Genomic DNA, 25,455 nt, shown 5'->3' with positions numbered 1-25,455 from the left:
TCCGGCAGGCTGAGGGTCAGCGCAACGGAGGGAGCGGCACCGATGGGGTTCTTCCGGATCCGTACGACCGTGGACGAGCGGCCTGGACGGCTGGCGTCGCTGACGGCGGCCTTGGCCGACAGGGGCGGCAACATACTCGGCCTCTCGGTGCAGCCCGACACGGACGGCACGGTCGACGAGTTCGTCACGGAGATCCCGGCGTCCCCCGAGGCCGTACGCGAGGCGCTGGAGGCGGCCGGTGGGCGGCGCGTGCGGATCGTTCCCGCCACCGCGCACGAACTGACCGACGAGCCGACCCGTACGCTGCTGCTCGCCGCCCGGCTGCGGTCGGCGCCCTGGCGCCTGCCGGAGATCCTGGGCGAGCTGCTGCGCGCCGACGACGCCCGCTGGGTGTACGGCGCGGCCGCGGCGCGTCCCGGCGACCGGAACGAGGGGGAGACGCCGGAGCTTCCCGACCCCACGCTGCTGGTGGTGCCCGTGGCGCCGCGCCGGTCGATCCGGCTGCGCCGCGCCGGGCTCCCGTTCACCCTGACGGAGGCGGCCCGCGCCGCCGCGATGGTGAGGCTGGCGCAGCCGCCGGCCGAGCCGTCCGCGGCCGAGGGGCCGGTGCGGCTCGCCGACGGCGCGGAGGTGCAGGTCAAGCCGTTGACCCCGTTGTACCGCGAGGCACTGCGCGACCTGCACGAACGCTGCTCGCCCGAGACACGCAGGTTCCGCTACTTCACCTCCAACCCCAACCTGCCGCCGCGCATGCTCGACCGGCTGTGCGACCGTGCCCGCGGGCAGTCGCTCGTCGCCGGTCACGACGGTCAGGTGGTGGCCCTCGCCAGCCTGCTGTTCACCGCGGACCCGGGCATCGCGGAGATCGCACTGCTGGTGGAGGACCGCTGGCAGGGGAGAGGCCTCGGCGGCACGCTCGCCCGCATGCTCCTCACCCAGGCGCGGGACCTCGGTTTCGCCGAGGTGCGGGTCACCCTGCTCTTCGACAACATGCGCCTGCGCAGACTGCTGAGCTCCCTCGGCGCGTCGCTCACCCATACCGAGGACCCCGGTGTGATGGAGGGGCGGATCGCCGTGGGCGTGATGGCGGCGGCATCCCCGAGCTGACGTCCTCACGGGTGGTCCTCCTGGTCCGGTGTTGCTCAGGGCACCGGACCAGGACGGTCGCCGCCGTCGCCGGCCGTGTGGCGGATCAGCCGCTTCCGGGCACCTCGCCGGACCGCTCGGGCCGCGCCGGCGCACGTCCCGGCGCGCCCGGCGCGGGCTGAACGTTTCAGCGCCGTGGCCTGGGCGCCTTCCGGCCGCCGATCGGCTCGCCCGGTGCGAAGGCGGTCGCGTTCGCGCAGGCTGAGGGGGCCGCCGGTGCCGCGCGTGACCGGCCGCCGCGACAAAGACAACCACACCTCGTCTCACAGGGCGAACGCCGCACCGGGCGGCCGATCGCGACCGCCTGCTCAGTCGCTTAATTTCGGGACGGCACTCTGACACGCGGGCGGCAGCCGCCCGTCGCCGTTCCCGAAAGGACTTCCCTATGAGACGAAGTCTCGCCACCGTCGCGGCCACCGGGCTGGCCGCCGCGCTCGTCGCCGGTGGAGTCGCGACGGTGACGACGCCGGCCGCGGCCGCCGCCGGATGCAAGGTGACCTACAAGATCGTCAGCCAGTGGGGCGGGGGCTTCCAGGGCGACGTGGCCGTCACCAACCTCGGCGACCCGGTCAGCAACTGGAAGCTGGAGTTCGACTTCCCCGACTCCGGGCAGCGGATCACGTCCGGCTGGAACGCCACCTGGACGCAGTCCGGCGCGCGCGTGAGCGCCACCAGTCTGGCCTACAACGGCTCCATCCCCACCAACGGCACGGCGAGCGGAATGGGGTTCACCGCGAGCATCACCGGCGGCAACCCGATCCCCACCACCTTCTGGCTCAACGGCTTCATGTGCAGCGGGCCCGTGACCCTCAGCCCGACCCCCACGCCCACGGTCACGCCCACGGTCACGCCCTCGGCCACCCCCACGCCTTCTCCGACGCCGACGCCTTCGCCGACACCGACGCCTTCACCGAGCCCGACGCCGACGCCTTCGCCGACGCCGAGCGTCACCCCCACGACCACGCCGCGCCCCGGCGTCGGACCGTGCACGCCGGGCGCGACCTATCCCAACCCGCTGCCGTCGTCGTCGGTGACCGCCACCAAGATCCGGGACGGGTTCAACTTCCTGGAAGGCCCGGTCTGGGACTCCGCCACCCAGACCCTGCTGCTGTCGCTCATGCGTGACGGCACCGGGTCGGAGAACGTCCAGCCCGCGGACGTGCTGCGGTTCACCGAGCCGAACACCTTCACGACCTTCATCCCCAACTCCGGCAGCAACGGCCTCGCCCTCACCCGGGACGGCGGCACCCTGCTGGCCGCGACCCACGACCAGCGCAGCGTCTCCTCCTTCCACCTGCCCGACCGGAGTCGGGGGGTGGTCGCCAACTCCTACCAGGGCCGGGCCTTCAACTCGCCCAACGACCTCACCGTCGGCCCGGACGGCACCGTCTACTTCACCGACCCCGACTTCCAGCGCGCCAACCGGGCCGACCAGATGTCCGGCCGCACCGGTGTGTACCGGGTCAAGAACAACGTCGTCTCGCTGATCGACGACACCATCCGGGAGCCGAACGGCGTCGCGCTCTCCCCTGACGGCAAGACGCTCTACGTCGGCGGCAACGGCACGGGCAAGATCTACAAGTGGCCCGTCAACTCCGACGGCAGCGTCGGCGCCCGCTCCGACTTCGCGTCCCTGAACGGTTCGGACGGCGTGACCATCGACTGCGCCGGCAACCTGTACCAGGCCTCCTTCAACGACGGCAAGGTCCACGTGTACGCGCCGTCCGGCGTGCAGCTCGGCACCATCTCCGCCGGGCAGAACACCACCAACGTCGCCTTCGGCGGCCCCGACGGCCAGACGCTGTACATCACCTCGGGCACGCCCTCCCGCGGCGGGAACACCGGCAACTTCGGCCTCTACCGCGTCCGGCTGAACGTCCCCGGCTGGCCGTACTGACAGTCCCGCTGTGAGGCGTCCGGACCCGGCCGGGCGCCTCACACCGGAGGCGACACCTTTGAACGCCGGGGGGAACTGAGGTACACGTGGTCTGTGGACCTCGACGAGGCGGCGGACCGGCTCTACGGCATGGTGCCCGGGGAGTTCACCACGGCCCGGGACGCCCTGGCGAAGGAGACGAAGGCCGCCGGTGACGCCGCGCTGGCCAAGCAGATCAAGGCGCTGCGCAGGCCGGCCGTCGTCGCCTGGGCGGTCAACCAGGCAGCCCGGCGGGAGGGGCTGCTCGATCCGCTGCTCGACCTGGGGCGGCGGCTGCGCGAGGCGTGGCGCGCCCAGGACGCCGAGGCGCTCGCGGAGGCGGGCCGCGAACGCACCCTGCTCATCGCCCGCACCGTCCGGTCCGTACGGGAGAACGCCGAGGCGGCCGGGCATCCGCTGGGTTCGGGGGCGGACCTGGAGATCGAGCAGACCCTCGACGCCGCCGTGGTGGACGAGGACGCGGCCGAGCAGGTGCGCCGGGGCAGGCTGACCCGCCCCCTCAGCTACAGCGGCTTCACCCCGGCCCCCGTACGCCCGGCCGGGAGGGCCGGCCGCGCGGGCGAGAGCCGGGAGGTGGAGAGGAAGCCTCTGGAGGCGGAACGGCGGCGCGGGGAGGCGGAACGCGAGCGACGGGTCAAGGACCTCGAACGCGCGCTCGCCGAGGCCGAGCAGGCGGCGGCCGAGGCGGAGCGGAGCCGCGCCGACCGGGCGGCCGAGCACGCCGACGCCGCGCGCGAGCACGGACGGCGCGCGGAGAAGGTGGAGACGCTGACGGCGAAGCTCGCGAGGGCGAAGGACAAGCTGGAGGCCGCCTCCCACCGGCTCGACGCCGCCCGGCGCGAGGAGGCGGGCGCGGAACGCACCGCCCGCTCGGCCCGTCTCCGCGCCGACGAGGCACGCGAAGCCCTCGACGCCGCCCGGTCCGCCGAGGAGTGAGACGACCAGGCATGCGCGCGGGTGCGGGTCGCGGTCGGCCGCCGCGGCCCGGCATCAGCGCAGGTGGGCGAGAGCCTCCAGCGGACTGGTCATGAGGGAGGAGAACGCCAGCTCGGCGGCGCCGATCAGCGTCGCGTCGTCCCCGAGCGCCGAGACGCGCAGCCGCACCCGCTCCCGCGAGATGAGCAGCACGTTGGCCTCCACCCGGCGGCGGACGTGCTCCGCCGAGCCGGGGTAGACGTCCCGGAGCATGCCCCCGAAGATCACCAGGCCGGGGTTGAAGAGGTTGATGAGGTTGGCCACCCCGATGCCCAGCCAGTCGCCGATCCGTTCCAGCGCCTCCGCGGCCGCTTCGTCGCCGCGCCCGGCCGCCGCCACGACGGCCCGCACCCCCTCGCGGCCGGTGAGCTCGCCGGACCGGCCGGCGGCGTCGATCAGGGCGTGCTCGCCGACCTCCGCCTCCAGGCAGCCGCGCGAGCCGCACATGCAGGGCCGCCCGTCGTACGGGTTGACCACCATGTGCCCCAGCTCGCAGCCGTAGCCGCCGTCGCCGCCGAGCAGCCTGCCGCCGACGATGATCCCGCCGCCCACCCCGACGTCGCCGTGCAGGTAGACGAGGTTGTCGAAGCCCACGCCGGCCCCGCGCTCGTGCTCGGCCAGCGCGCCCAGGTGGGCCTCGTTGCCCACCGCGACCGGCAGCCCGAGCCCGGCCGCGAGCTCGTCGCCGAACGCCTGGTCGACCCAGCCCATGTAGGGCCCGTACCGGACGGTGCCGTCGGCGGGCCGGATCATGCCGCAGTAGGCCGCGCCGACACCGGCGCACACCGAGCCCGGATCGGCCTCGCGCCGCAGTTCCCGGCCGAACTCCGCCAGCACGCCGACGACGTCGTCGAGATCGGCGTCGGCCTGTCGCCGCCTGACCGCCTCCCTGCGGTCGAGGATGACGCCGCCGAGCCCCACCCTGGCGGCGACCAGCCGGTCCACCCGGACGTCGAAGGCCAGGACGTACACCCGGCCCGACTCGGGCCGGACCACGAGCGACGGCCGGCCCGCCCGGCGGGTGTCGGCGGGGAGTTCCTCGCGGACCAGGCCCGCGGCGGTGAGCTCGGCGGTCAGCGCCATGATCGTGCTGCGGTTCAGGCCCATCCGGCCGGCGAGCGCGGAGCGGGAGACCGGGCCGTTCAGGTGGACGTGCCGCAGCAGGGCGCCGAGGTTGCTGCGGCGGATCTCCTCCTGGGTCCGGCCGCCTCTCGGCACCGGCGGACCCTGTGGCCCTGTTGACCCCGGCGGGCTCCCGGCCCTCATCGGGCCGCGCCGCGGGGACGCAGGGCGGAGGCGCCCGTCGCCCCTGCCTCACCGAACCCTGCCACCCCGTGAGGTTACCAATCGGGGTCCCGCTCAGGAATATCCGCGAGAGCCGGCTCAGCGGTCGCCGGAGTGGTTGGTGAGCTGGGCCACCGCGCTCTGGAACTCGTTCACCCACTCGGAGGTCTCCTCCTGGGTGATCGAGGAGAGGTCGGAGAGGAACGCCCGCAGCAGCGCGAGGTAGTCGTGCACCGGGACCGGCTCCTGACCCACGGCGTCCCGGGCGTTGAGGTCGGCCCAGTCGAACTGGAAGTCCACCAGCCGCTGCTGGATCTTCTGCGCGGTCGTGATGTCGCGCATCCACCGCGACGACAGGCCGAGGATGCGGTCGAGGGCGACGCAGACGCCAGCGCCGGCCAGCAGGACGTATCCCCAGGCGAGGTTGCCGCCGCCGAGTTGCGCGCCCGCCGTCCCGCCCGCGGCGGCCGCGAGGGGCTGCAGGCCTCCGGCCGCCGCCAGCAGGATGGCCAGCCCGCGCAGGACCTGCGAGGCCAGCCGCATGCGTACCCGGTCGTCCAGGTACCAGTCGGCGGTCTCCATCGCCCGGGCCTCCGCGCTCTCGTACATCCGCCGCAGCGCGGCGCCGGGCTCACGCCACTCCTCCGGCGTCAGCAGCGGGAACGGGCGCGTGCCCAGGTCACGCTGCCTGCGCCGGGTGAGCGGGCCCGGTGGCCGCTCCGGCCGCAGGACTCCTGGCCGGTCCCGGTCCGGGCCGGTCGTCTCGTCGGGCACGGGTCATCCCTTCCCGTACGGCTTCGCGAGCGCGGTCAGCGGGGTGTCGTCGTCCACCCGTCGCAACTCCGGGACGAACTCGTCGAGTTCCCCCGGCGCGAACGTGCACAGGCCGACGGCCCACCAGAACGCGCCGCCGGGAGTGCCGCGATATTTGTACGTCAGGCCGTCCGGGCTGAACGCCGCCCACCCGTCCTGCAGCGGGAGCAGCGTCGCCACGGCCTCGCCCGCGACGGCGTCCCAGATCCGGATCGTGCCGTCACTCCCGGCGCTGGCCACCTGCCTGCCGTCGGGACTGTGGCTGACGGACAGCACGAACCCCTGGTGGCCGCGGAGCGTGTGCAGCAGGTCGCCGGACCTCGCGTCCCACACCCGCACGGTTCGATCGTCGCCCGCGCTGACCAGGCGGCTGCCATCGGGACTGAAGGCCACGTTGCGTACTTGGTCGGCATGTCCCCTCAGGATGAGGGAAGGTTCGCCGGTCTCGGCGTCCCAGATCTCGACGACGTGGTTGAGACCACTGCTGGCAAGGCGGGTGCCATCGGGGCTATAGGCGATGGTGCTCACCACGCTGTCGGCATGCCCGCCGAACGCACGGAGCAGGCGGCCGGTCGCGGTGTCCCAGACACATATCGGTTGTGTGCTTTCGGCCACGGCGAGGCGACTGCCGTCGGGACTGTACGCCAGTCCCTTCCAGGCGTGAGAGGCCCCTGGAAGGACACGGACGAGTCCGCCGGTCGTGGCGTTCCACACAAGGACCATGCTGTCGGTGGCGATGGTGAGATGGAGACCGTCGGGGCTGTAGGCGAGGGCGCTCACCCACCTTGCTCCCGCTTGGGTGATCTCCACGCTGCGACCCGCCGCCGTATCCCATACAACCGTGACGCCGTCCATCCCGCCTATGGCGACATGGGTACCGTCGGGGCTGTAGGCGAGCGCGGCGGCACCCGGGTGTCCTGGGAAGATCTGATTGACGCGACCCGTCCCGATGTCCCAGAGGCGCGGAACGCCGTCGTATCCGACGGTTGCCAGGCAAGTGCCGTCGGAACTGTGGGCGACGGCGCGCATCCCTGGAAGGCGAGGGTCCAGGGTGTCCGAGGAGACATTGGTCGCGGCATCCCAGACCCGAACGGTTTCGTCGGTGCCTCCGCTGGCGAACGCGGTGCCGTCCAGGCTGCGGGCAAGGGCCGTCACCGGGCCCTGGTGTCCGGGGAGCATCTGCATGGTCTCGCCGGTGTTCGCGTCCCAGACGCAGACGGCTCCCTCTTCGCCGCCGCCCATGAGCTGGGAGCCGTCGGGGCTGTACAGCAGGTCACGGACCCGGCCGCTGTGTCCTTTCGCTGTCCAGACGAGGAGGCCGGTTCGCGCATCCAGCACTTGGACGATGGAACCTCCGATGGCGATACGTTTTCCGTCCGGGCTGTAGGCCACCGCGAACAGTGGCTCGAGGTCGCCGAAATCCCACACGAGTAGCCCGGTGCCAACGTCTCGGACTTGGACGAACGGGTCGTCTCCGACCACGACGAGGCATGTGCCGTCGGGGCTGTAGGTGACTCCGTGTACGGGCCCGGGGGCGGTGAAGTCGCGCGTCATCGCACCGCTGGTCGTGTCCCACACGCGTACGGGACCGTCCCACCCTCCTGTCGCCAGGCTGGTGCCGTCAGGGCTGTAGGCGACGGCGCTCACCGGGAGGGTTTGATCGTCGAGCATGCGGATCGGTGCGCCGGTGGCGACGTTCCAGATGCGGATGTTGCCGTCGCCTCCTCCCGTGGCCACATGCGGGTGCACCGGATCGATCGCGACGGCATGGATGCGGCCCGTATGACCCGCGAAGCTCCGGATCGGTTGTCCGGCGCGGGTGTCCCAGACGGCGAGTGTCCCGTCGGCGGTACCGGCGACGAGGATGTCGCAGGACCGGCCACCCCAGGCCAGATCGGTTATCACGCTGCGTACGGGACCGTACTGGAGGGAAGGCGGTGGCTGCCCGGGAAGTGCGGCATCCGGGTGGGCCCGGGCCACCTCCTCGGGCGCGTCCAGGCGGGCGCCGATGAGCGCTGTACGCCACCATTCGACGCCCTCAGTGGCCGCGCCGGTGAGATCGGCGCCGAGGAGCCGGGCGCGCGACAGGTTCGCGTCGCCGAGCTGAGCCTCCATCAGTAGTACGCCTTTGCCGGAGACGCCGGTGAGGTCGGCTCCGATCAGGTTCGCTCCACTCAGGTCGGCGCCGTCGAGACGGGCGCCCTCCAGGTTCGCGCCGAACAGCGTGGCGCCACGTAGGTCCATGCCGCTGAGGTCGAGACCCCGCAGGTCGGCCCCCGGCAGGTACACCTTCGCTCTGCCGCCGTCGCTGACCGGGACGCGCAGCCTCCTCAGCAGGGTCAGGGCGTTCGCCTTGGCGATTCCGACGGGAAAATCGCTATCGGCGATAATCGCACGAGCCCACGCGACCGATCGCCGGTGACCGGCGAGGGTGGCGACGAAGTCGGCCATGAGATCGGAGATCGGCCGGGTGATCAGTTCGCCGGGATCGCCGCCGTCGCGGAGGACCTCGGCGGCGTGATCGGCGACCAGCCACTCCATGACCGACCGGTGGACGAACGTGAACCGTTCGCCCTCGGTGCGGACCAGGAGCGTGCCCGAGCCGATCATGTGCGAGGCCTGCTCGGGGGTGATCTGCAGGTCCGCCAGGTGTCCGAGGGCGCTGGCGGCACCGCCCAGCTCCGCCAGCCCCAGCGTGTCCTCGCCGGACTCCCACAGCCGGAGCGCGAGGGTGCGTACGGCGTTCCAGCGGTCGGCGACCGACAACGCCCGCATCCCGCCGCGCGGCTGGGCCCGTTCGAACTCGAACTCCAGCCACTGCTGGAGCAGCTCACGGTAGAGCCGGGCCGCGCTGATCTCCCCTTCGTGGTCGCGGATCTCGCGCAGCCGGCGTTCGTCGAGGCGTGCGATGAAGCTCAGCATGCGGGGGTTGCGTGACAGCCCCAGCAGGTCGCGGACGTCGTCCAGCAGCGTGAGCCGGGCGCGGGCCCGGTCCTCGTCCCCTGCCATCTGCCGGGTGAGGAACTTCAGGATCTGCACGTCGTCGAACTCGAGCAGCTTGACCAGGCGGTGGCCGGGCAGCCCGGAGAGCTGGGCGGACAACGCGGTCTCCACCTGGCGCTCGGACAGGAAGTGCTGGGTCCGGCTGGTCAGCACGACCTTCGCGCGTCCCCGGGCCGCCTGGACCAGCGACTTCAGGTGCTCGGCCGCCTGGTCGTAGGTGATCCGCAGGGCCAGTTCGTCGAAGCCGTCGAAGAGCAGCAGCACGCGGCCCTCCTCGATGAGGTAGCGCAGCCGCTGGAGGTCGATCACCTCCTCGCCTCCCGCCGTCAGGTGGGCGGCCAGCAGTTCGTCCAGGCTGTGGGCCTTCTCCAGCTCCCGGAGCTGGATCAGGATCGGGATGACCGGAGGCCGGCCCTCCTCCTGCACCAGCCGGGTGAGCTCGCGTAACAGGAACGTCTTGCCGTAGCCGAAGTCGCCCAGGACGACGACGAACCTGCCCTCGTGGTCCGCGACCCACTCGCGCAGCCGCTCCAGCAGGTCGACCTCCGGCTCGGCCGGGGCCGGTGTCGCGCCGCCCCCGCCGCGTACGACCACGAAGCGTTGGGGGACGAACAGCCCGGGCGGGTAGACGCCGCTGCCCGCCAGCCGCCTCGCCTGACGGTCGGCGTACGGGCGCAGCGCGTCCATGCCCTGGAATCTCGCCAGGCTCTGAAGCTGGAGCCCGCGCAGTTCCGCCCACCGGCGGAGCTCGTCCGGCACGGGCTCACCGTCGTAGACGAGGAACGACGTCAGGTACGGGTCACCCGCTCGATAGAGGGCGTCGACCTCGGCAAGGAAGGTCTCGGCCTCCTCCCGGCCGGGACGTCCCGCGTGCACGCCGACCGGGAACATCGACACGTGGCGACCGTCGGACCGGGCGACCCGCAGGTATGTCCGGGTCGTACCGTTGCGGACCTCGTCCACCCCGGCATCGGGGTGGCGCAACTCGCACACGCGGCGCACCCGTGAGAGCAGGTCGTCACGCCGCAGGCCCTGCTCGATGAACCGAGCGGCGAACGATGCGCCGTCGTCCGGTCCGGGTCCGTCCCGCTCGGGGTCGGGGAAGGCGGCGTGCGCCTCCCGCAGCGGCCGGTCGATCGCCAGCACGGACTGGTCGGGGTCGCGTCCGATCGCGGTGTCGGCCTCCCAGCGCAGCCGATCCGGGTTGTAGCGCCGGCCGTGGACCCGCAGCCCGGTCCGGGTGATCTCGACGAGCTGGTACTGGTTGGGCACGTCGTCCGGCCGGGCGCTCTGCCGCACGCCGGCGCTGCCGGAGCAGAGCACGGGCAGGAAGTCGGGCCCGAAACCCTCCGCCCGGCCCTGGTGGGTGTGGCCGTGCAGCAGCATGTGCAGGCGAGGCGCGAGGATCTCGCGGAAGGCCGCCCGGTCCCGGAGGAAGGCGTCGTCCCTCTCGTTGTCGATGACCGGGTTGTGGTGCATCACGCCGATCCGCAGCCAGCCCTCCCGCTCGAAGGCGGACAGCAGCTCGGCGAACGCCCGCAGTTGCGCCTCGCCGCAGTAGCCGTAGTGGTCCTCGTCGCGGTGGCTCTCGGCCATGGTCGAGTTGAGCCCGGCGATCACGGTCTTCAGTTCCGGCACCTCGAACAGCGTCCACGGCTGGTCACGGGCGAACGAGACCCCCGGGACGCCGTCGTAGAACCGGGTGAACATCTGGGCGTACGGCTCCCATTTCGGCCAGAACGGCGGGACCGGCTCGGTGTCGTCGCCCTGACAGTTCAGGAAATACGCCTCGCACTTCTTCCAGTTGACGTCGTGGTTTCCGGGCACCATGGCCACGCGCGACCGGCTCAGTCCGAGCCCGGAGGCGAGTTCGGTCAGAAAGTTATAAAACTGGTCGAATTCGGCGGGGCGTGCCCATTCCGCGAGGTCGCCCGAGGCGACGACGAGATCGGGGGAGACGCCGCGCTCCTCGCGCAACCGCTTGACGTCGGCGAGAAGCCGTGCCGCCAGCGAGGAGTACGTCCGGTCCTGCTCGGTGACGCCCTCGGCGCCGTGCCGGTGGTGGGCACCGAACTGGGTGTCCGACACGTGCAGCACCGTTATCGCGCGCCGCTCCGCCACCACACCTCCCGCTACGCGAATCGCTACCGGGCGGAAATTCTAACCACAATTGTCCTGCTGGCGGTGAGACTCCATAAATGAGGATTCGCGCCATCAGTTGCGCAAAAAGAAACGACCGGGCGGGGTAGGATACCCGCCCGGCCGCTCTTTCGCGGATCAGGATTCAGGGTGAGGCGATCCGGCCCAGACCTGGGGGGATCTTGGCGGCGGCGGCGCGGTCGAGCAGGAACAGCGTGCGCTGCCGCCCGCGCGCCCCGGCGGCGGGCACCTGGAAGGGCCCCGCGCCGGACAGGGCGAGATGGACGGCCTGCGCCTTGTCCTCGCCGGCCACCACGACCCAGGTCTCTCTGGCGGCCCTGAGCGCGGGGAACGTCAGCGACAGCCGGGTCGGCGGCGGCTTGGGGGAGCCGTGCACGGCCACCACCGAGCGCTCCTCCTCGTACACCGCGGGCTTGTCGGGGAACAGCGAGGCGACGTGGCCGTCCGGGCCCATGCCCAGCAGCAGCACGTCGAACGACGGCACCGGCCCGTGGTCCTCCGGCCTGGCCGCCTTGGCGAGCTCCACCGCGTACGCCTCGGCGGCCTCCTCGGCGGTCATCCCCGAGTCTGGGCCGGGCATGACGTGCACCCGCTCCGGGTCCACGTCCACGTGGTCGAGCAGCGCCTGCCGTGCCCCCGTCTCGTTGCGCTCCGGGTGGCCGGTCGGCAGGAACCGCTCGTCGCCCCACCAGATGTCGAGCGCCCGCCAGTCGATCGCGTCGTGCGCGGCCGTGGCCGCCAGCGCCGCGAGCGTCGCGATCCCCACGGTGCCGCCGGTCAGCACCAGGTGCGCCGAGCCGCGGGCGGCCTGCGTGTCCACCAGCCTCGTGATGAGGCGGGCGGACACGGCCTGGGCCAGCACCGTGGCGTCGCGGTGGACGATGACCCCGGGTACGGCGGTCACGACCGCCCGCCCTTCTTCGCCCGACGATCCGCCTGCTCGTTCGTCTGGGCCAGGCGGCGGATCGTGGCGGCGTAGATGTCGTCCGGGTCGAGCCGGCGCAACTCCTCGGCGAGCAGTTCCGAGGTGGGGCGGCGGGCGAGGGCGACCCGGCGGTCCGGGTGCCCCGGCCGCGACAGCGTGGCCAGCCGGGCGTCGCCCCGGCTCACCGTCATCTCGCCGCCGCCCTCGATCAGCAGCCGTACCCCGGTCAGCCCAGGGCCGCCGGAGTCGGCGACCTCGATCGGCGCCTCCAGGCGGTCGCAGAGCCAGGCGGCCAGCAGCGGCGCGCTGGGGTTGCCCGGCGAGGCCTCCACGACGCCTCTCTCGATCTTCCCGACGGGCTGGTCGAAGGCGGCGGCCAGGAGGCTCCGCCACGGCGTCAGCCGGGTCCAGGCGAGGTCCGTGTCGCCCGGGACGTAGCTGGCGTCCCGGGAGGCGACGGCGGCCACGGCGTCCTGGGCCGACCGGGCGTCGGTGATCCGGCGGTTGGCCAGGTGCCCGATGGGGTTCTTCGCGGGAACCTCGGGGCAGCCGCCCGGCCACCACGCCACCACCGGCGTGTCGGTGAGCAGCAGCGGCATGATCACCGAGTCGCCGTGCTCGGTCAGCTCGCCGTACAGGCGCAGCAGCACGACCTCACCCGGCGCCGACTCGCCGACGCGGATCTCGGCGTCCAGCCGGTTGGGCTCGGCGGGATCGCGGTTGATCACGATCAGGATGCGTGAGGGGTGCTCGCGCGCGGCGTCGGTGGCGGCGCGCAGGGCGTCGTACTGCCCGGCCTCGTCGACCACCACGACGAGCGTCAGCACCATGCCGACGGCGGGCGCGCCCATCTGGTGCCGCAGCCGGGTCAGCGTCGAAGAGATCTTCGACGCGGTCGTCTCGGTCAGGTTGAACGTCGTCACAGCCGCCTCCAGGCGCGTCCGTCCCTGGCCAGCATCGCATCGGCCGAGGCGGGGCCCCAGGAGCCCGACTCGTACCCCTCCGGCCTGCCCTGGGAGGCCCAGAACTCCTCGATCGGGTCGAGGATGCTCCAGGACAGCTCCACCTCCCGCTGGTGCGGGAACAGCGGCGGGTCGCCGATGAGCACGTCGAGCAGCAGCCGCTCGTACGCCTCGGGGGAGGACTCCATGAACGACTCGCCGTAGGCGAAGTCCATGTTGACGTCCCTGACCTCCATCGCGGTGCCGGGCACCTTCGAGCCGAAGCGCACCGTGATGCCCTCGTCCGGCTGCACCCGGATGACCAGCGCGTTGTGACCGAGGATCTCGGTGTCGTCCTGGCTGAACGGCAGGTGCGGAGCCCGCTGGAAGACCACCGCCACCTCGGTCATCCGGCGGCTGAGCCGCTTGCCGGTACGCAGGTAGAACGGCACCCCCGCCCACCGGCGGTTGGCCACCTCCAGCTTCACCGCGGCGTACGTCTCGGTGGTGGACTCGGGCGAGATGCCCTGCTCCTCCAGGTAGCCGACGACGGGTTCGCCGCCCTGCCACCCGCCGTCGTACTGCCCGCGGGCCGTGCCGGTGGACAGGTCGGCGGGCAGCCTGACGGCCCGCAGCACCTTCTCCTTCTCCCGGCGCAGCGCGTCGGCGTCGAAGGACGTGGGGTCCTCCATCGCGACGAGCGCCAGGAGCTGCAGCAGGTGGTTCTGGATCACGTCGCGGGCCGCGCCGATGCCGTCGTAGTAGCCGGCCCGGCCGCCGATGCCGATGTCCTCGGCCATCGTGATCTGCACGTGGTCGACGTAGCCGCGGTTCCAGATCGGCTCGTACAGGGTGTTGGCGAACCGGAGCGCCAGGATGTTCTGGACGGTCTCCTTGCCGAGGTAGTGGTCGATCCGGAAGACCGAGCTCTCCGGGAACACCGCGCTGGTGATCTCGTTGAGCTCGCGGGCGCTCTTCAGGTCGTGCCCGAACGGCTTCTCGATGACCACCCGGCGCCAGGACCCGTCGGGGGCCTTGGCGAGGTCGGTCCGCTTGAGCTGCTCGACGACGACCGGGAAGAACTTCGGCGGCACCGACAGGTAGAAGGCGTAGTTGCCGCCCGTGCCCCGGGTCTCGTCGATCTCCTTGAGCATCATGGAGAGCACGTCGAACGCGCCGTCGTCGCCGAACTCGCCGGGGCAGAAGTGGATGCCCTCGCTGAGCTGCTTCCAAACCTCCTCGCGGAACGGCGTCCGCGCGTGCTCCTTGACCGCCTCGTACGTGACCTGCGCGAAGTCCTCGTGCGCCCAGTCACGGCGGGCGAAGCCGACCAGGGAGAAGCCCGGGGGCAGCAGCCCCCGGTTCCCCAGGTCGTAGATCGCCGGCAGCAGCTTGCGCTTGGCGAGGTCTCCGGTGACGCCGAACAGCACCAGCACGCAGGGCCCGGCGACCCGCGGCAGCCGCCGGTCGCGCGGGTCGCGCAGCGGGTTGACCTCCATGGTCAGGTCGGTCGTGGCGGTGGTGGTGGCGGCCTGCGCGGCGGTCACCGCCGCGTGCTCCGCCACCGGCAGCGCCACGTCGCGGACCTGCTCGACGGCCCGGTCCTCCTGACCCGGCGCCGCGCCGCGGCCGTCGTCGCCGGCCCGGGGCTCCTGTTGCTCCGTCATGTCTCCTCCCGGGGGACGGGCCCGTCGCCGGTAACGCATCGCATGGTCAGAGCTCCTCGGCCACGGAGAGCAGGTGCCTGACTCCGGCGACGCGGTCGGTCAGATGCAGGCGTACGGCCGGCCTGCCCCGGGAGGTCAGGGCCCCCAGGTCGCCCAGCGCCTGCGCGAGCTGGAGCCTGCCCAGCGTGTACGGCTTGCCCGGAACCTCGATGTCGTCGGTCACGGCACCGGTGACCTGGAGGAACACCCCGGCCGACGGCCCGCCCTTGTGGTACTGGCCGGTCGAGTGCAGGAAGCGCGGTCCCCAGCCGAACGTGACGGCGTGGTCGGTCCGGTAGTCGAGCAGCGCCCGGAGGGTGGCGACGTCGGCGCCGGCCCACGTCTCCGTCATCTCCTCGAAGGACGCCTCGCCGACGACCGCCGCGTCGAACGCCGCCTCGCGGTCGAGGTAAGCCATGATCGCCAGGTAGCCGCGCTCGGGGATCGACCGCAGCAGCCAGGTCAGGACGTCGGCCAGATTCTTCAGGTCGCCGGGCACGTCGCCGTACACCTCGACCGGGCCGTCGGTGAGCATCGGAGTGCCGGTCGGCAGGGGGCCGTCTCCGGCCTCCTCCAGGATCCGGGTCGTGTTCTCCTTCGACTCGGCGACGTTCGGCTGGTCGAACGGGTTGATCCCGAGCACCCGGCCCGCGACCGCCGTGGCGTACTCCCAGACCAGGAACTGCGCGCCGAGCGGCCCGTCGACGGTCGTGCCGCTGTCGGGCCCGATCGAGACGAGGAACTGGTCGTCGGCCTCGGCCGCCTCCGCGCCGACGACGGGCAGGACGCCCTTGCCCTCCTTGCCGGTCGACTCGGCGATGAGCTGCTCGATCCAGTCGGGCAGGCCGGTGATGTCGGACATCGCGTCCCGCAGGATCAGCTTGTCGCGCCCGCGCAGGGCCTGCGCGCCGAGCAGCGCGCCGAGGTCGAGGCCGGGGTTGCCCTCGTCCTGGGCGAGCAGCGGCGCCACGGCGGCGGCGTCGTCGAGCAGCTTCGCCACGTCCGCGCCCGCCAGGGCGCTCGGCACCAGGCCGAACGCGGTGAGCGCGCTGTAACGGCCGCCGACGTTCGGGTCGGCGAGGACCACCGGGTAGCCGGCCTCGTTGGCCGCCCGCTCCAGCGGCGAGCCCGGGTCGGTGACGACCACGATCCGCTCGGCCGGGTCGATGCCCGCGTCGCGGAACGCCTGCTCGTAGACGCGCCGGTGGCTGTCGGTCTCGACCGTGCCGCCGCTCTTGCTCGCCACCACGACGACCGTGCGGTCGAGCCGGTCGGCGAGCGCCCGCCGCACCTGGTGCGGGTCGGTGGTGTCGAGGACGGTCAGCGGGACGTCCTCGGTGGCGCAGATCACCTCGGGGGCGAGGGAGGAGCCGCCCATCCCGGCCAGCACGACGTGGTCCAGGCCCGCGGCGCGGGCCCGCTCCACCAGCTTCGCGATCTCCGGCAGCAGCTCCCGGCTCGTGTTCGGCAGGCCGAGCCAGCCCAGCCGGATGGCGGCCTCGGGCTGCGCCTGCGGCCCCCAGAGGGCGGGGTCGCCCGCGGCGAGAGCCGCGGGCACCCCCTCGGTCACGAGCTTGTCCCTCACAGCGGCGACGGCGTCCGCCTCGTCGCCGAGGGTCACCTCGATAGTCATATGAAGATCAGGCCTTCCGCAGCTCGCCGTCGACGGTCTCCAGCAGCTCGCCCCAGGACGTCTCGAACTTCTCGAGGCCCTCCTCCTCCAGCGCGCGGACCACGTCGTCGTAGTCGATGCCGGCCTGCTTGAGCGAGGCCATGACGTCCCACGCCTGCTGGTAGAAGGGGCGGATGGTGTCGCCGGAGATCCGGCCGTGGTCGGCCGACGCGTCCAGCGTCTTCTCGGGCATCGTGTTCACCACTCCCGCGGTGACCAGTTGCTCGACGTACAGGGTGTCGGGGAAGTCGGGGTTCTTCACGCCCGTGGACGCCCACAGCGGACGCTGCGGGTGCGCGCCCGCCGCGCGCAGCGCCTGCCAGCGCGGGGAGTTCATGACCTCCTCGTACGCGGCGTACGCCAGGCGGGCGTTGGCCACCGCGGCCCGGCCCTTCAGCTCCGCCGCCTCCGGCGTGCCGATCTTGTCGAGGCGGGAGTCGATCTCGGTGTCCACGCGGCTGACGAAGAACGACGCGACCGACTCGATCGTGGCCAGGTCGAGGCCGTTGGCCTTCGCCTTCTCCAGCCCGCTCAGCCAGGCGTCGATCACCTGGCGGTACCGCTCCAGCGAGAAGATCAGCGTGACGTTGACGCTGATGCCCTCGGAGATCGCCTGCGTGATCGCGGGCAGGCCCTCGACCGTCGCCGGGATCTTGATGTGCACGTTCGGCCGGTCGACCAGCCACCACAGCGCGCGGGCCTCGGCGATGGTCGCCTCGGTCCGGCGGGCCATGCGCGGGTCCACCTCGATCGACACCCGCCCGTCGACGCCGCGGGTGGCGTCGAAGACCGGCCGCAGCACGTCGGCCGCCCAGCGGATGTCGAACGTGGTGATCGCCCGTACGGCCTCCTCGACCGTCACCCCGCGCGTGGCGAGGTCGCGCATCTGCGCGTCGTAGGCGTCGCCCTTGCTGAGCGCGGAGGCGAAGATCGTGGGGTTGGAGGTGACCCCGGTCACGTTCTTGTCGCGGATCAGGGCGGAGAGGTTGCCGGAGCGCAGCCGCTCCCGGCTGATGTCGTCGAGCCAGATGGAGACTCCGGCGTCGGACAGCCGCTTCAGGTTCTCATTCATCCTTCGTCCCTCAGTTTCCGGTCGTCTCGCCCTTGTCGGCGCCCGTCTTGGCCAGGCTGGCCTTGGCGGCGGCGACGACGCGGTCGGCGGTGAGGCCGAACTGCTCGTAGATCGTCTTGTACGGCGCGGAGGCGCCGAAGTGGTCGAGACCGAGGACCTCGCCCGCGTCACCCACGAACTCGCGCCAGCCGAGCGGGATTCCCGCCTCGACGGCGACCCTGGCACGCACGGCGGGGGGCAGCACGGTCTGCTTGTAGGCCGGGTCCTGCGCCTGGAACCACTCCACGCACGGCATCGAGACGACACGGGTCGGGATGCCCTGCGACTCCAGGATCGTGCGGGCCTCGACGGCGAGCTGGACCTCGCTGCCGGTGCCGATGATCACCACGGCCGGCTGGCCGTTGGAGGCGTCCTGCAGGACGTAGCCGCCCTTCGCGACGGCGTCGGGGTCGCCCGCGCCTTCCAGGGTCGGGACGTTCTGCCGGGTCAGGGCGAGGCCCGCCGGCCGGTCGTCGTGCTCCAGGATCGCCTTCCATGCGGCCGCGGTCTCGTTGGCGTCCGCCGGGCGGACGACGTCGAGGCCGGGGATCGCGCGCAGCGCCCACAGGTGCTCGATCGGCTGGTGGGTCGGGCCGTCCTCGCCGAGGCCGATCGAGTCGTGCGTCCAGACGTAGGTCACCGGCAGCTTCATCAGCGCGGCGAGCCGCACCGACGGGCGCATGTAGTCGCTGAACACGAGGAACGTGCCGCCGTACGGGCGGGTGCCGTTGTGCAGCGCGATGCCGTTGAGGATCGCGCCCATGCCGTGCTCGCGGATGCCGAAGTGGAGCGTCCGGCCGTACCTGCCGCCGGGGAACTCCTTGGTCTGGTACTCGTCCGGGATGAAGGACGGCTCGCCCTTCATCGTGGTGTTGTTGGACTCCGCCAGGTCGGCCGAGCCGCCCCACAGCTCCGGCAGCACCGGCGCGAGCGCGCTCAGCACCTCGCCGGACGCCTTGCGGGTGGCCACCTGCGAGCCGATCTCGAACGTCGGCAGCGCCTTGTCCCAGCCCTCGGGCAGCTTCCGGCCGGAGATACGGTCGAACAGCTCCGCCCGCTCGGGGTTGGCCGCACGCCAGCTCTGGTACGCCTCGTCCCACTCGGCGCGCAGCGCCCGGCCGCGCTGGACGACCTCGCGGGCGTGCTCCAGCACCTCGCCCGGGACGTCGAAGCTCTTCTCCGGGTCCATGCCGAGGACGCGCTTGGTCGCGGCGACCTCGTCGGCGCCCAGGGCCGAGCCGTGGATCTTGCCGGTGTTCTGCTTGTTCGGCGCCGGCCAGCCGATGACCGTGCGGAGCTTGATGAACGTGGGCCGCTCGGTCTCCGCGCGGGCCGCCTCCATCGCCGCGTACAGCGCCTGGACGTCCTCCTCGTACTCCCCGGTGGCGGTCCAGTCGACCTCCAGGACGTGCCAGCCGTACGCCTCGTAGCGCTTGGCGATGTCCTCGGAGAGGGCGATCTGGGTGTCGTCCTCGATAGAGATGTGGTTGGAGTCGAAGACCACGGCGAGGTTGCCGAGCTTCTGGTGTCCGGCGAGCGCGCTGACCTCGTGGCTGATGCCCTCCTCCAGGTCGCCCTCGGAGGCGAAGCACCAGATCATGTGGTCGAACGGCGACGCGCCCTCGGCCGCGTCGGGGTCGAACAGGCCGCGCTCGCGGCGGGCGGCCATGGCCATGCCGACCGCGTTGCCGATGCCCTGGCCGAGCGGACCCGTCGTGGTCTCCACGCCGAGGGTGTGGCCGTACTCCGGGTGACCCGGGGTGAGGCTGCCCCACTGACGCAGCGACTTCAGGTCGTCGAGGGTCAGGCCATAGCCGGACAGGTAGAGCTGGATGTAAAGCGTCAGGCTCGAATGCCCGCAGGAGAGGACGAATCTGTCACGTCCCGCCCACTTGGGATCCGAGGGGTCGTGCCGCAGGACCCGCTGGAAGAGAAGGTAGGCGGCGGGGGCGAGGCTCATCGCGGTGCCGGGGTGACCCGATCCGGCCTTCTCCACGGCGTCCATCGCCAGGGCACGTACGACGTCGACCGTCTGCCGGTCAAGGTCACTCCACTCAAGGCTTGCGCTGCTCAACTGCTCGATCCCCTCTTGGTTTTCGCGCCGGTTCTGGCATTTCCCGCCCACACCGGACCCTAACGGGTCGGCAGTAATACCGTTTGGTAGGCACCTCCGGTACACGCCCGCGACTTCGCCCCCGGTTCGGGGACCACCCGCTCCGGCGACTACAGTGATTGCTCAAGTGCCGGCCGCTGCCCGGAGATCCGCCCTAATCAGAAGGTTACGCGTTGACCTCGCACGTGTTGGAAGCGCCTTGACGGTCCTGACGAACAAGCAGGCGGTGGCCCCCCTCGGGCCGACCGCGACGGCCACGGCTCCCCGCTCCGCCGGGGCGCTCGTGAAGGCCTACGTGGCGCTCACCAAGCCGCGGATCATCGAGCTGCTGCTGATCACGACCCTGCCGGTCATGTTCCTGGCGGCGCGCGGGCTGCCCGATCTGTGGACGGCCACCGCCACGATGATCTTCGGCACGCTCTCGGCGGGCAGCGCGAACGTGCTGAACTGCTACATCGACCGGGACATCGACCGCACGATGCGGCGGACCCGCAGGCGGCCGCTCGCCAAGCACGACGTCTCCCCGGCCGGCGCGCTGGTCTTCGGTGTGATTCTCGGCACGTTGTCCACCCTCGGCCTCGCCCTCACGGTGAACGGGCTCGCCGCCGCGCTGTCGCTCGGCGCGATCCTGTTCTACGTCTTCGTCTACTCGCTGGTGCTGAAGAGGCGTACGTCACAGAACATCGTGTGGGGCGGCATCGCCGGGTGCATGCCGGTGCTGATCGGCTGGGCCGGCATCACCGGCGGGCTCTCGTGGGCCCCGGTCGTGCTGTTCGGCGTGGTGTTCTTCTGGACGCCGCCGCACACCTGGACCCTCGCCATGCGGTACCGCGAGGACTACGCGGCGGCCGAGGTGCCGATGCTCCCGGTGGTGGCCACCGAGCGCCGGGTCGTGCAGCAGGTCGTCGCCTACACCTGGGCCACCGTGCTGTGCTCGCTGCTGCTGTGGCCGGTCGCCGGCACCTCCCTGCTCTACCCCGCCGTCGCGCTCGTGCTCGGCGTGGTCTGCCTGGTGGAGGTCCACCGCCTGCTGGGCCGGGTGAAGGCCGGCCGCACCGGCGTCGACCTGCGGCCGATGCGGTTCTTCCACTGGTCGAACATCTACCTGGCGCTGCTGTTCCTCGCCGTCGCGATCGACTCGCTGCTCGTCTGAGCGGCGGCTCAGCGGCGGCTCAGCGCCGGTAGGTCCGCCGCACGTTGTCGTCCGGCGCGGGCATGCGCCCGGCCGCCGGGCCCTCGGCGAAGCCCTTCAGCAGGTTGGTCGTCGCGGTCGTGACGAAGGCCCGCGTGCGCGCGCCGATGCCGTGCGCCCGGGGCAGGTCCCGGGTGCCCGCCATGAGCGTCTCCGCCCACCGCATGGTCCCCGAGGCGAACACCCCGGCCCCGCCCGGGGCGGTGTAGTAGGCCGCGTCGGCGAAGCTGGGCCGTCCCACGCAGGTGACGGGCGAGTGCGCGAGGATCTGCAGCGGCCTCGGCGTCGGCACGTCGGTGTTCACCCGGTCGTACTCCACCCCCACCAGGTGGGGGAAGGCGTCGCCGCGGCGCGCGCCGGTGCCGGCGAAGATCCAGTGATCGGGCTCGTGCACCACGAAGGGCGCGTCGACCGGATAGCCGTCGTAGTAGACCCCGACGAGCGACGACTCCGGGTCGGCCTTCGGCGCCGCCCGGAAGTCGGTGGTCGCGAGCGACGGGCGCCTGCGGACCAGCGGGTCGAGGTCCACCGCGGTCTTGTAGCAGACCACCGTCCGGCCGTCGTCCTCCAGCCGCACCCGGCGGTAGCAGGTGTTGGCGCCCAGAAAGGCGAGGTTGACGCCCGCGTCGCGGGCCCCGGCCACGGTCTGGCGGACCCCGGGCGTCCAGTACTCGTCGTGGCCCAGGAAGATCACGGCGGAGGCGCCGGACAGCACGTCGTGGCCGTTCTCCAGGTCGCCGTGCGTCGTGTAGGCGAGGGGCAGGCCGAGCCGTTCCGCCAGCGCCACCACCGGCCGCTCGTGGACCAGGAACTTCTCCATCCCGGTCGCGTCGTACGGCCGGTCGAAGCTGACCGCGAGCGACCGGCTCTCGTACCTGCCGTCCTCCCCGTAGTACAGGCTGTAGCCGCCCCACCGGTTGTACGCCTGCCAGGTCGGGGTCGCGTGGACGAGGACCGTACGGCCGGCTCCGGAGGCCGAGCGCACGACCAGCGGCACGTACCGCTGGTGGCCCCGCTCGGAGTCCAGGCGCAGCAGATAGACCCCCTCCGGCCAGCCCTCGGTCGGCACCGTCATGCTCCGCCGCCAGCCGGCGCGAACGGTGCGGGTGTCCCCGGCGACCCCGCCGCGGCCCTGGTCGCGTCCCCGCGCCCACGCCGAGCGCCACACCCGGCGGGCCAGGGCGCCGCCGTACCAGCCCATGCGGTAGGCGGTGACCCGGAAGCGGTCCCCGGTCGTGGACACGTGCAGCCCGATGGTCTCGCCGGGCAGCACGCTCGCGCGGTCGCAGTAGCCCTCTATCGCCTCGTCGGGGCCGGTCCGGCGAATCCGCCAGTCCGGGTCGCCGGCCATGAGCCGTTCCGGTGCGGGCGTGCGGGACGATCCAGGCGGCGGGGCGGCTGTTCCCGGGGACGTGGCCTGCCCTGATCCCCTGAGCTGTACGGCGGGCTCGCAGGCGGCGACCGAGCCGACGGCCGCCGCGGCCGCGACGCGCAGGAAGCCGCGCCGCCCGAGCCCGCCGCGTGGTGCGACGTTCATGATCGTCTATTGTGCCCCCGGTTCCGCTCCGCTCGGCCGATCCTCCCACTCGACATGCGGGATAATTCCCGGCACGGGATCTTTGGGATCTCCTGGGACCGGAGGGGGACCGCAGCGGCCGTGTTCGGTTACAGTCGCAAAGTGGCAGGCCTCGACCCTCGCGCCGTCCTGAAGGAACGCCCGTCCGTCGGTCTGATCGCGGGCCTGGTCATCGCCGGGTTCTGCGCCCTGGTGTCGTTCTCCTTCGACATCATCAACGGCGACCCGGTCCAGTTCTTCATCGCGCTCGGGCTCGCGGTGGCGCCGGTGCCGCTGCTGCTCGCGGGCGTGCTCGCACTGGACCGCATGGAACCCGAGCCGCGCAGCAACCTGGCCTTCGCGTTCGCCTGGGGCGCCGGCATCGCCGTGCTGCTCGCCGGGCTGCTGAACTCGCTCAACCTCGTCTACGTCGCCCACCAGCTCGGCGACGTCGGCAACGCGCGGAACCTCGTCGCCACCTTCGGCGCGCCGCCGGTCGAGGAGACGGCGAAGGGCCTGGTGCTGCTCGGGCTGCTGTGGTTCCGCCGGCACGAGCTCGACGGCCCGACCGACGGGATCATCTACGCGAGCATGGTCGGGCTGGGCTTCGCCATGTCGGAGAACGTCAGCTACTACATCGCGGCGCTGCAGGAGAACGGCGCCCAGGGGCTCGCCGCCACGCTCGTGCTGCGGGCCGTGCTCTCGCCGTTCGCCCATCCGCTGTTCACCTCGCTGATCGGCATCGCGGTCGCGTACGCCGCCCAGCGCCGGGGCGCGGTGGGGGTCATCGTGATCGTCATCGGCTGGATCGGGGCGATGCTGCTGCACGGCCTCTGGAACGGCCTCGCCACCTTCGGCGGGCTCGGCGGGCTGGCCATCGCCTACCTGCTGCTGATGCTGCTGCTCGTGGTCGAACTCGTCGTGATCTTCCGGGACAGGCGGCGGATCGTCGGGCTGATCCAGCACTACCTGCCGCCGTACGAGCGCAACGGGCTGATCAACCAGGCGGACATCTTCATGCTGTCGTCGCTGCGCCGCCGGAGGCACGCCCGGGCCTGGGCCAAGGCCCTCGGCGGCCGGGCGGGGGCGCGGGCGATGATCGACTACCAGCTCGCCTCGACCGAGCTCGGGCTGCTGCACGCCCGCGCGGCCAGGGGCGGGGTCGACGAGGAGACCTTCCGCGCCCAGCAGCGGTCGCTGGCGGACCTGATGGCCTACGCCCGGATGTCCTTCCCGCTGCCGGAGCGTCATCAGGCGGACGCGGCGCGCGGGGTGCCGCCGCCGGGGTACGCCCCCGGCGCGCCGCCCCCGGGCCGATGGCCGGGCGGCCCCGCCGTGCCGCCCTGGTACGGCCCGCCCGGCGGCCTTCCCCCCGGCGGTCATGCCCCCGGCGGTCTTCCCCCCGGCGGTTACGGGCAGCAGCCGCCGCCCGGCGGTCCCGGAGGGTACGGCCCGCCGCAGGGCGGACCCCGGCCGAACTGATCCGCCGGCCGCGGTTGGCCCGGGCGCCTCGCGCGTGTTTCAATCATGGTGCGCGGTGGCCACTGATGGGTGGGCTCAGGAGGGCGTGCGGCGATGCCGCACGCGTTCTTCTCGTACGACAGCTCAAACGGCGCGACCTTCCTCCCCGAAGGCGTGCCCGCCCATCAGAGGAGAACCCCTGTGAGATTCCTGCCCCTGCGAACTCCGCGGTTGAGATCCGGGCGCAACCTCGCCGTCCTCGCCGCGGTGGCGGCCCTGCTCGCCGGCGTCGTCGCGATTGTGACCCAGACCGCCGCCGAGGCCCACGGCGCGCTGCAGGCCCCCGCCAGCCGCACCTACGCCTGCTACACCGACGGCCTGACCGGTGGCCAGATCATCCCCAAGAACGCCGCCTGCAAGGACGCGGTGGCGGCCGGCGGCACCCAGCCCCTCTACGACTGGTACGGCGTGCTCCGCTCCGACGGCGGCGGCCGCACCCGGGGCTTCATCCCCGACGGCCAGCTGTGCAGCGGCGGTTTCAGCAAGTACGCCGCCTACGACGCGGCCAGGACCGACTGGCCGACCACCACGGTCAGGGCCGGCGCGACGTACGACTTCGTCTACGGCGCCTGGGTGCCCCACCCCGGCGGCTTCAAGCTCTACGTCACCAAGGACGGCTATGACCCCACCAAGCCGCTGACCTGGGCGGACATGGAGGAGCAGCCCTTCCTGACGGCCGACCCCGAGCCCGCGGTCACCAACGGCGCGTACCGCTTCTCCGGGAAGCTGCCCAACAAGAGCGGCCGGCACATCATCTACGCCGTCTGGTACCGCTCCGACAGCCAGGAGACGTTCTACGGCTGCTCGGACGTGGACTTCGTCGGCGGCAACCCGTCGCCGAGCGCGTCCCCCAGTGTGTCGCCCAGTGCGTCGCCCAGCGTGAGTCCCAGTGTGAGCCCCAGCGCCAGCCCGAGTGCCACGCCCAGCCGGAGCCCCTCGGCGTCCCCGACGACCGGGAACCCGTCCTGCACCGCCACGGTGAAGCTGACCAACACCTGGCCGGGCGGCTTCCAGGGTGAGGCCACGATCAAGAACACCGGCACGAGCCCGCTGAACGGCTGGTACATCCAGTGGCAGCTGTCCAACGGCGCGACGGTCACCCAGGCGTGGAACGGGACCTCGATGCAGAGCGGGCCGTTCGCGATGATCCACGCGCCGACGTACAACAACTCGCTGGCTCCGGGGGCCTCGGCCACTGCCGGGTTCCTCGGCTCCGGGTCGGCCGCGCCGACGATCAGCGACATCAGCTGCGGCTGAGCGGCGCGCGACGGTGAACTGAGTCCGGATTCGCGGGAGACGCCCGGGGAGGCCGCCGTGACGGCCTCCCCGGGCGTCGCGCGATGGGTGGGCGGAGGAGGGTCCGCCTCGTACCCGCGGTGCGATAGCCACTCGTGGTGTGGCC

The 25,455-nt window shown here is 72.3% G+C and carries 16 protein-coding genes; 6 read left to right on the top strand and 10 right to left on the bottom strand.

What is annotated here, in order from left to right:
• Positions 1-42 precede the first annotated feature (42 nt).
• From HHX40_RS13290 to HHX40_RS13280, 3 genes are all read left to right on the top strand, one after another.
• Positions 43-1,107, top strand: coding sequence for a GNAT family N-acetyltransferase (locus HHX40_RS13290; protein ID WP_182874474.1), 1,065 nt, complete (start codon positions 43-45; stop codon positions 1,105-1,107).
• A gap of 424 nt (positions 1,108-1,531) precedes the next feature.
• Positions 1,532-3,043: an SMP-30/gluconolactonase/LRE family protein gene (locus tag HHX40_RS13285; RefSeq protein ID WP_220499028.1), complete on the top strand. Its 1,512-nt coding sequence runs from the start codon at positions 1,532-1,534 to the stop codon at positions 3,041-3,043.
• Positions 3,044-3,136: 93 nt separating this feature from the next.
• A complete protein-coding gene (locus HHX40_RS13280; protein ID WP_182880793.1) occupies positions 3,137-4,018 on the top strand; it encodes a hypothetical protein in 882 nt (293 codons plus the stop codon).
• Between the two features lie 54 nt (positions 4,019-4,072).
• Here the strand turns inward: HHX40_RS13280 and HHX40_RS13275 are convergent, their stop codons facing one another.
• The 9 genes from HHX40_RS13275 to tkt all read right to left on the bottom strand — a co-directional run bounded on the left by HHX40_RS13275 (position 4,073) and on the right by tkt (position 19,746).
• On the bottom strand, positions 4,073-5,275 hold the full coding sequence (locus HHX40_RS13275) for an ROK family transcriptional regulator (RefSeq protein WP_307801277.1): 1,203 nt from the start codon (positions 5,273-5,275) through the stop codon (positions 4,073-4,075).
• 165 nt (positions 5,276-5,440) lie between these two features.
• Positions 5,441-6,115, bottom strand: a complete 675-nt coding sequence (locus HHX40_RS13270; RefSeq protein ID WP_182880791.1) for an SLATT domain-containing protein — start codon at positions 6,113-6,115, stop codon at positions 5,441-5,443.
• Between the two features lie 3 nt (positions 6,116-6,118).
• The gene (locus HHX40_RS13265; protein WP_182880790.1) at positions 6,119-11,278 is read right to left on the bottom strand and encodes a pentapeptide repeat-containing protein; all 5,160 of its coding nucleotides are present in this window, start codon (positions 11,276-11,278) and stop codon (positions 6,119-6,121) included.
• Between the two features lie 163 nt (positions 11,279-11,441).
• Entirely contained in the window at positions 11,442-12,221 is a 780-nt protein-coding gene (gene pgl / locus HHX40_RS13260; RefSeq protein WP_138461195.1) for a 6-phosphogluconolactonase, read from the bottom strand.
• Complete coding sequence (locus HHX40_RS13255; RefSeq protein ID WP_182880789.1) at positions 12,218-13,165, bottom strand: glucose-6-phosphate dehydrogenase assembly protein OpcA; 948 nt, start codon at positions 13,163-13,165, stop codon at positions 12,218-12,220. Before HHX40_RS13255 ends, pgl begins: the two co-directional genes overlap by 4 nt.
• Positions 13,162-14,682: a glucose-6-phosphate dehydrogenase gene (gene zwf, locus HHX40_RS13250; RefSeq protein ID WP_220499091.1), complete on the bottom strand. Its 1,521-nt coding sequence runs from the start codon at positions 14,680-14,682 to the stop codon at positions 13,162-13,164. Before zwf ends, HHX40_RS13255 begins: the two co-directional genes overlap by 4 nt.
• 214 nt (positions 14,683-14,896) lie before the next feature.
• Positions 14,897-16,522: a glucose-6-phosphate isomerase gene (locus HHX40_RS13245; RefSeq protein WP_182880787.1), complete on the bottom strand. Its 1,626-nt coding sequence runs from the start codon at positions 16,520-16,522 to the stop codon at positions 14,897-14,899.
• A gap of 7 nt (positions 16,523-16,529) precedes the next feature.
• Positions 16,530-17,633, bottom strand: a complete 1,104-nt coding sequence (tal, locus tag HHX40_RS13240; protein ID WP_111699318.1) for a transaldolase — start codon at positions 17,631-17,633, stop codon at positions 16,530-16,532.
• Positions 17,634-17,643: 10 nt separating this feature from the next.
• Complete coding sequence (tkt, locus tag HHX40_RS13235) at positions 17,644-19,746, bottom strand: transketolase (protein ID WP_220499027.1); 2,103 nt, start codon at positions 19,744-19,746, stop codon at positions 17,644-17,646.
• 238 nt (positions 19,747-19,984) lie between these two features.
• Here tkt and HHX40_RS13230 point away from each other — a divergent pair, with 238 nt between their 5' ends.
• Complete coding sequence (locus HHX40_RS13230) at positions 19,985-20,938, top strand: heme o synthase (RefSeq protein ID WP_182880786.1); 954 nt, start codon at positions 19,985-19,987, stop codon at positions 20,936-20,938.
• A 19-nt stretch (positions 20,939-20,957) separates the two neighbouring features.
• Here the strand turns inward: HHX40_RS13230 and HHX40_RS13225 are convergent, their stop codons facing one another.
• A complete protein-coding gene (locus tag HHX40_RS13225; RefSeq protein WP_182880785.1) occupies positions 20,958-22,514 on the bottom strand; it encodes a N,N-dimethylformamidase beta subunit family domain-containing protein in 1,557 nt (518 codons plus the stop codon).
• 141 nt (positions 22,515-22,655) lie between these two features.
• On the opposite strand from HHX40_RS13225, the gene HHX40_RS37660 reads away from it, so the two are divergent.
• Positions 22,656-24,014, top strand: coding sequence for a PrsW family intramembrane metalloprotease (locus tag HHX40_RS37660; RefSeq protein ID WP_310738077.1), 1,359 nt, complete (start codon positions 22,656-22,658; stop codon positions 24,012-24,014).
• A gap of 180 nt (positions 24,015-24,194) precedes the next feature.
• Positions 24,195-25,310 (top strand): lytic polysaccharide monooxygenase auxiliary activity family 9 protein, encoded by a 1,116-nt coding sequence (locus HHX40_RS13215; protein ID WP_220499026.1) that lies wholly within the window; start codon positions 24,195-24,197, stop codon positions 25,308-25,310.
• Positions 25,311-25,455: the final 145 nt, after the last annotated feature.

Origin of the sequence: Microbispora sp. H10949, from assembly GCF_014161435.1 — a bacterium.
Classification (GTDB): Bacteria; Actinomycetota; Actinomycetes; order Streptosporangiales; family Streptosporangiaceae; genus Microbispora; species Microbispora triticiradicis.
This window is presented reverse-complemented; position numbering and strand designations above follow the sequence as displayed.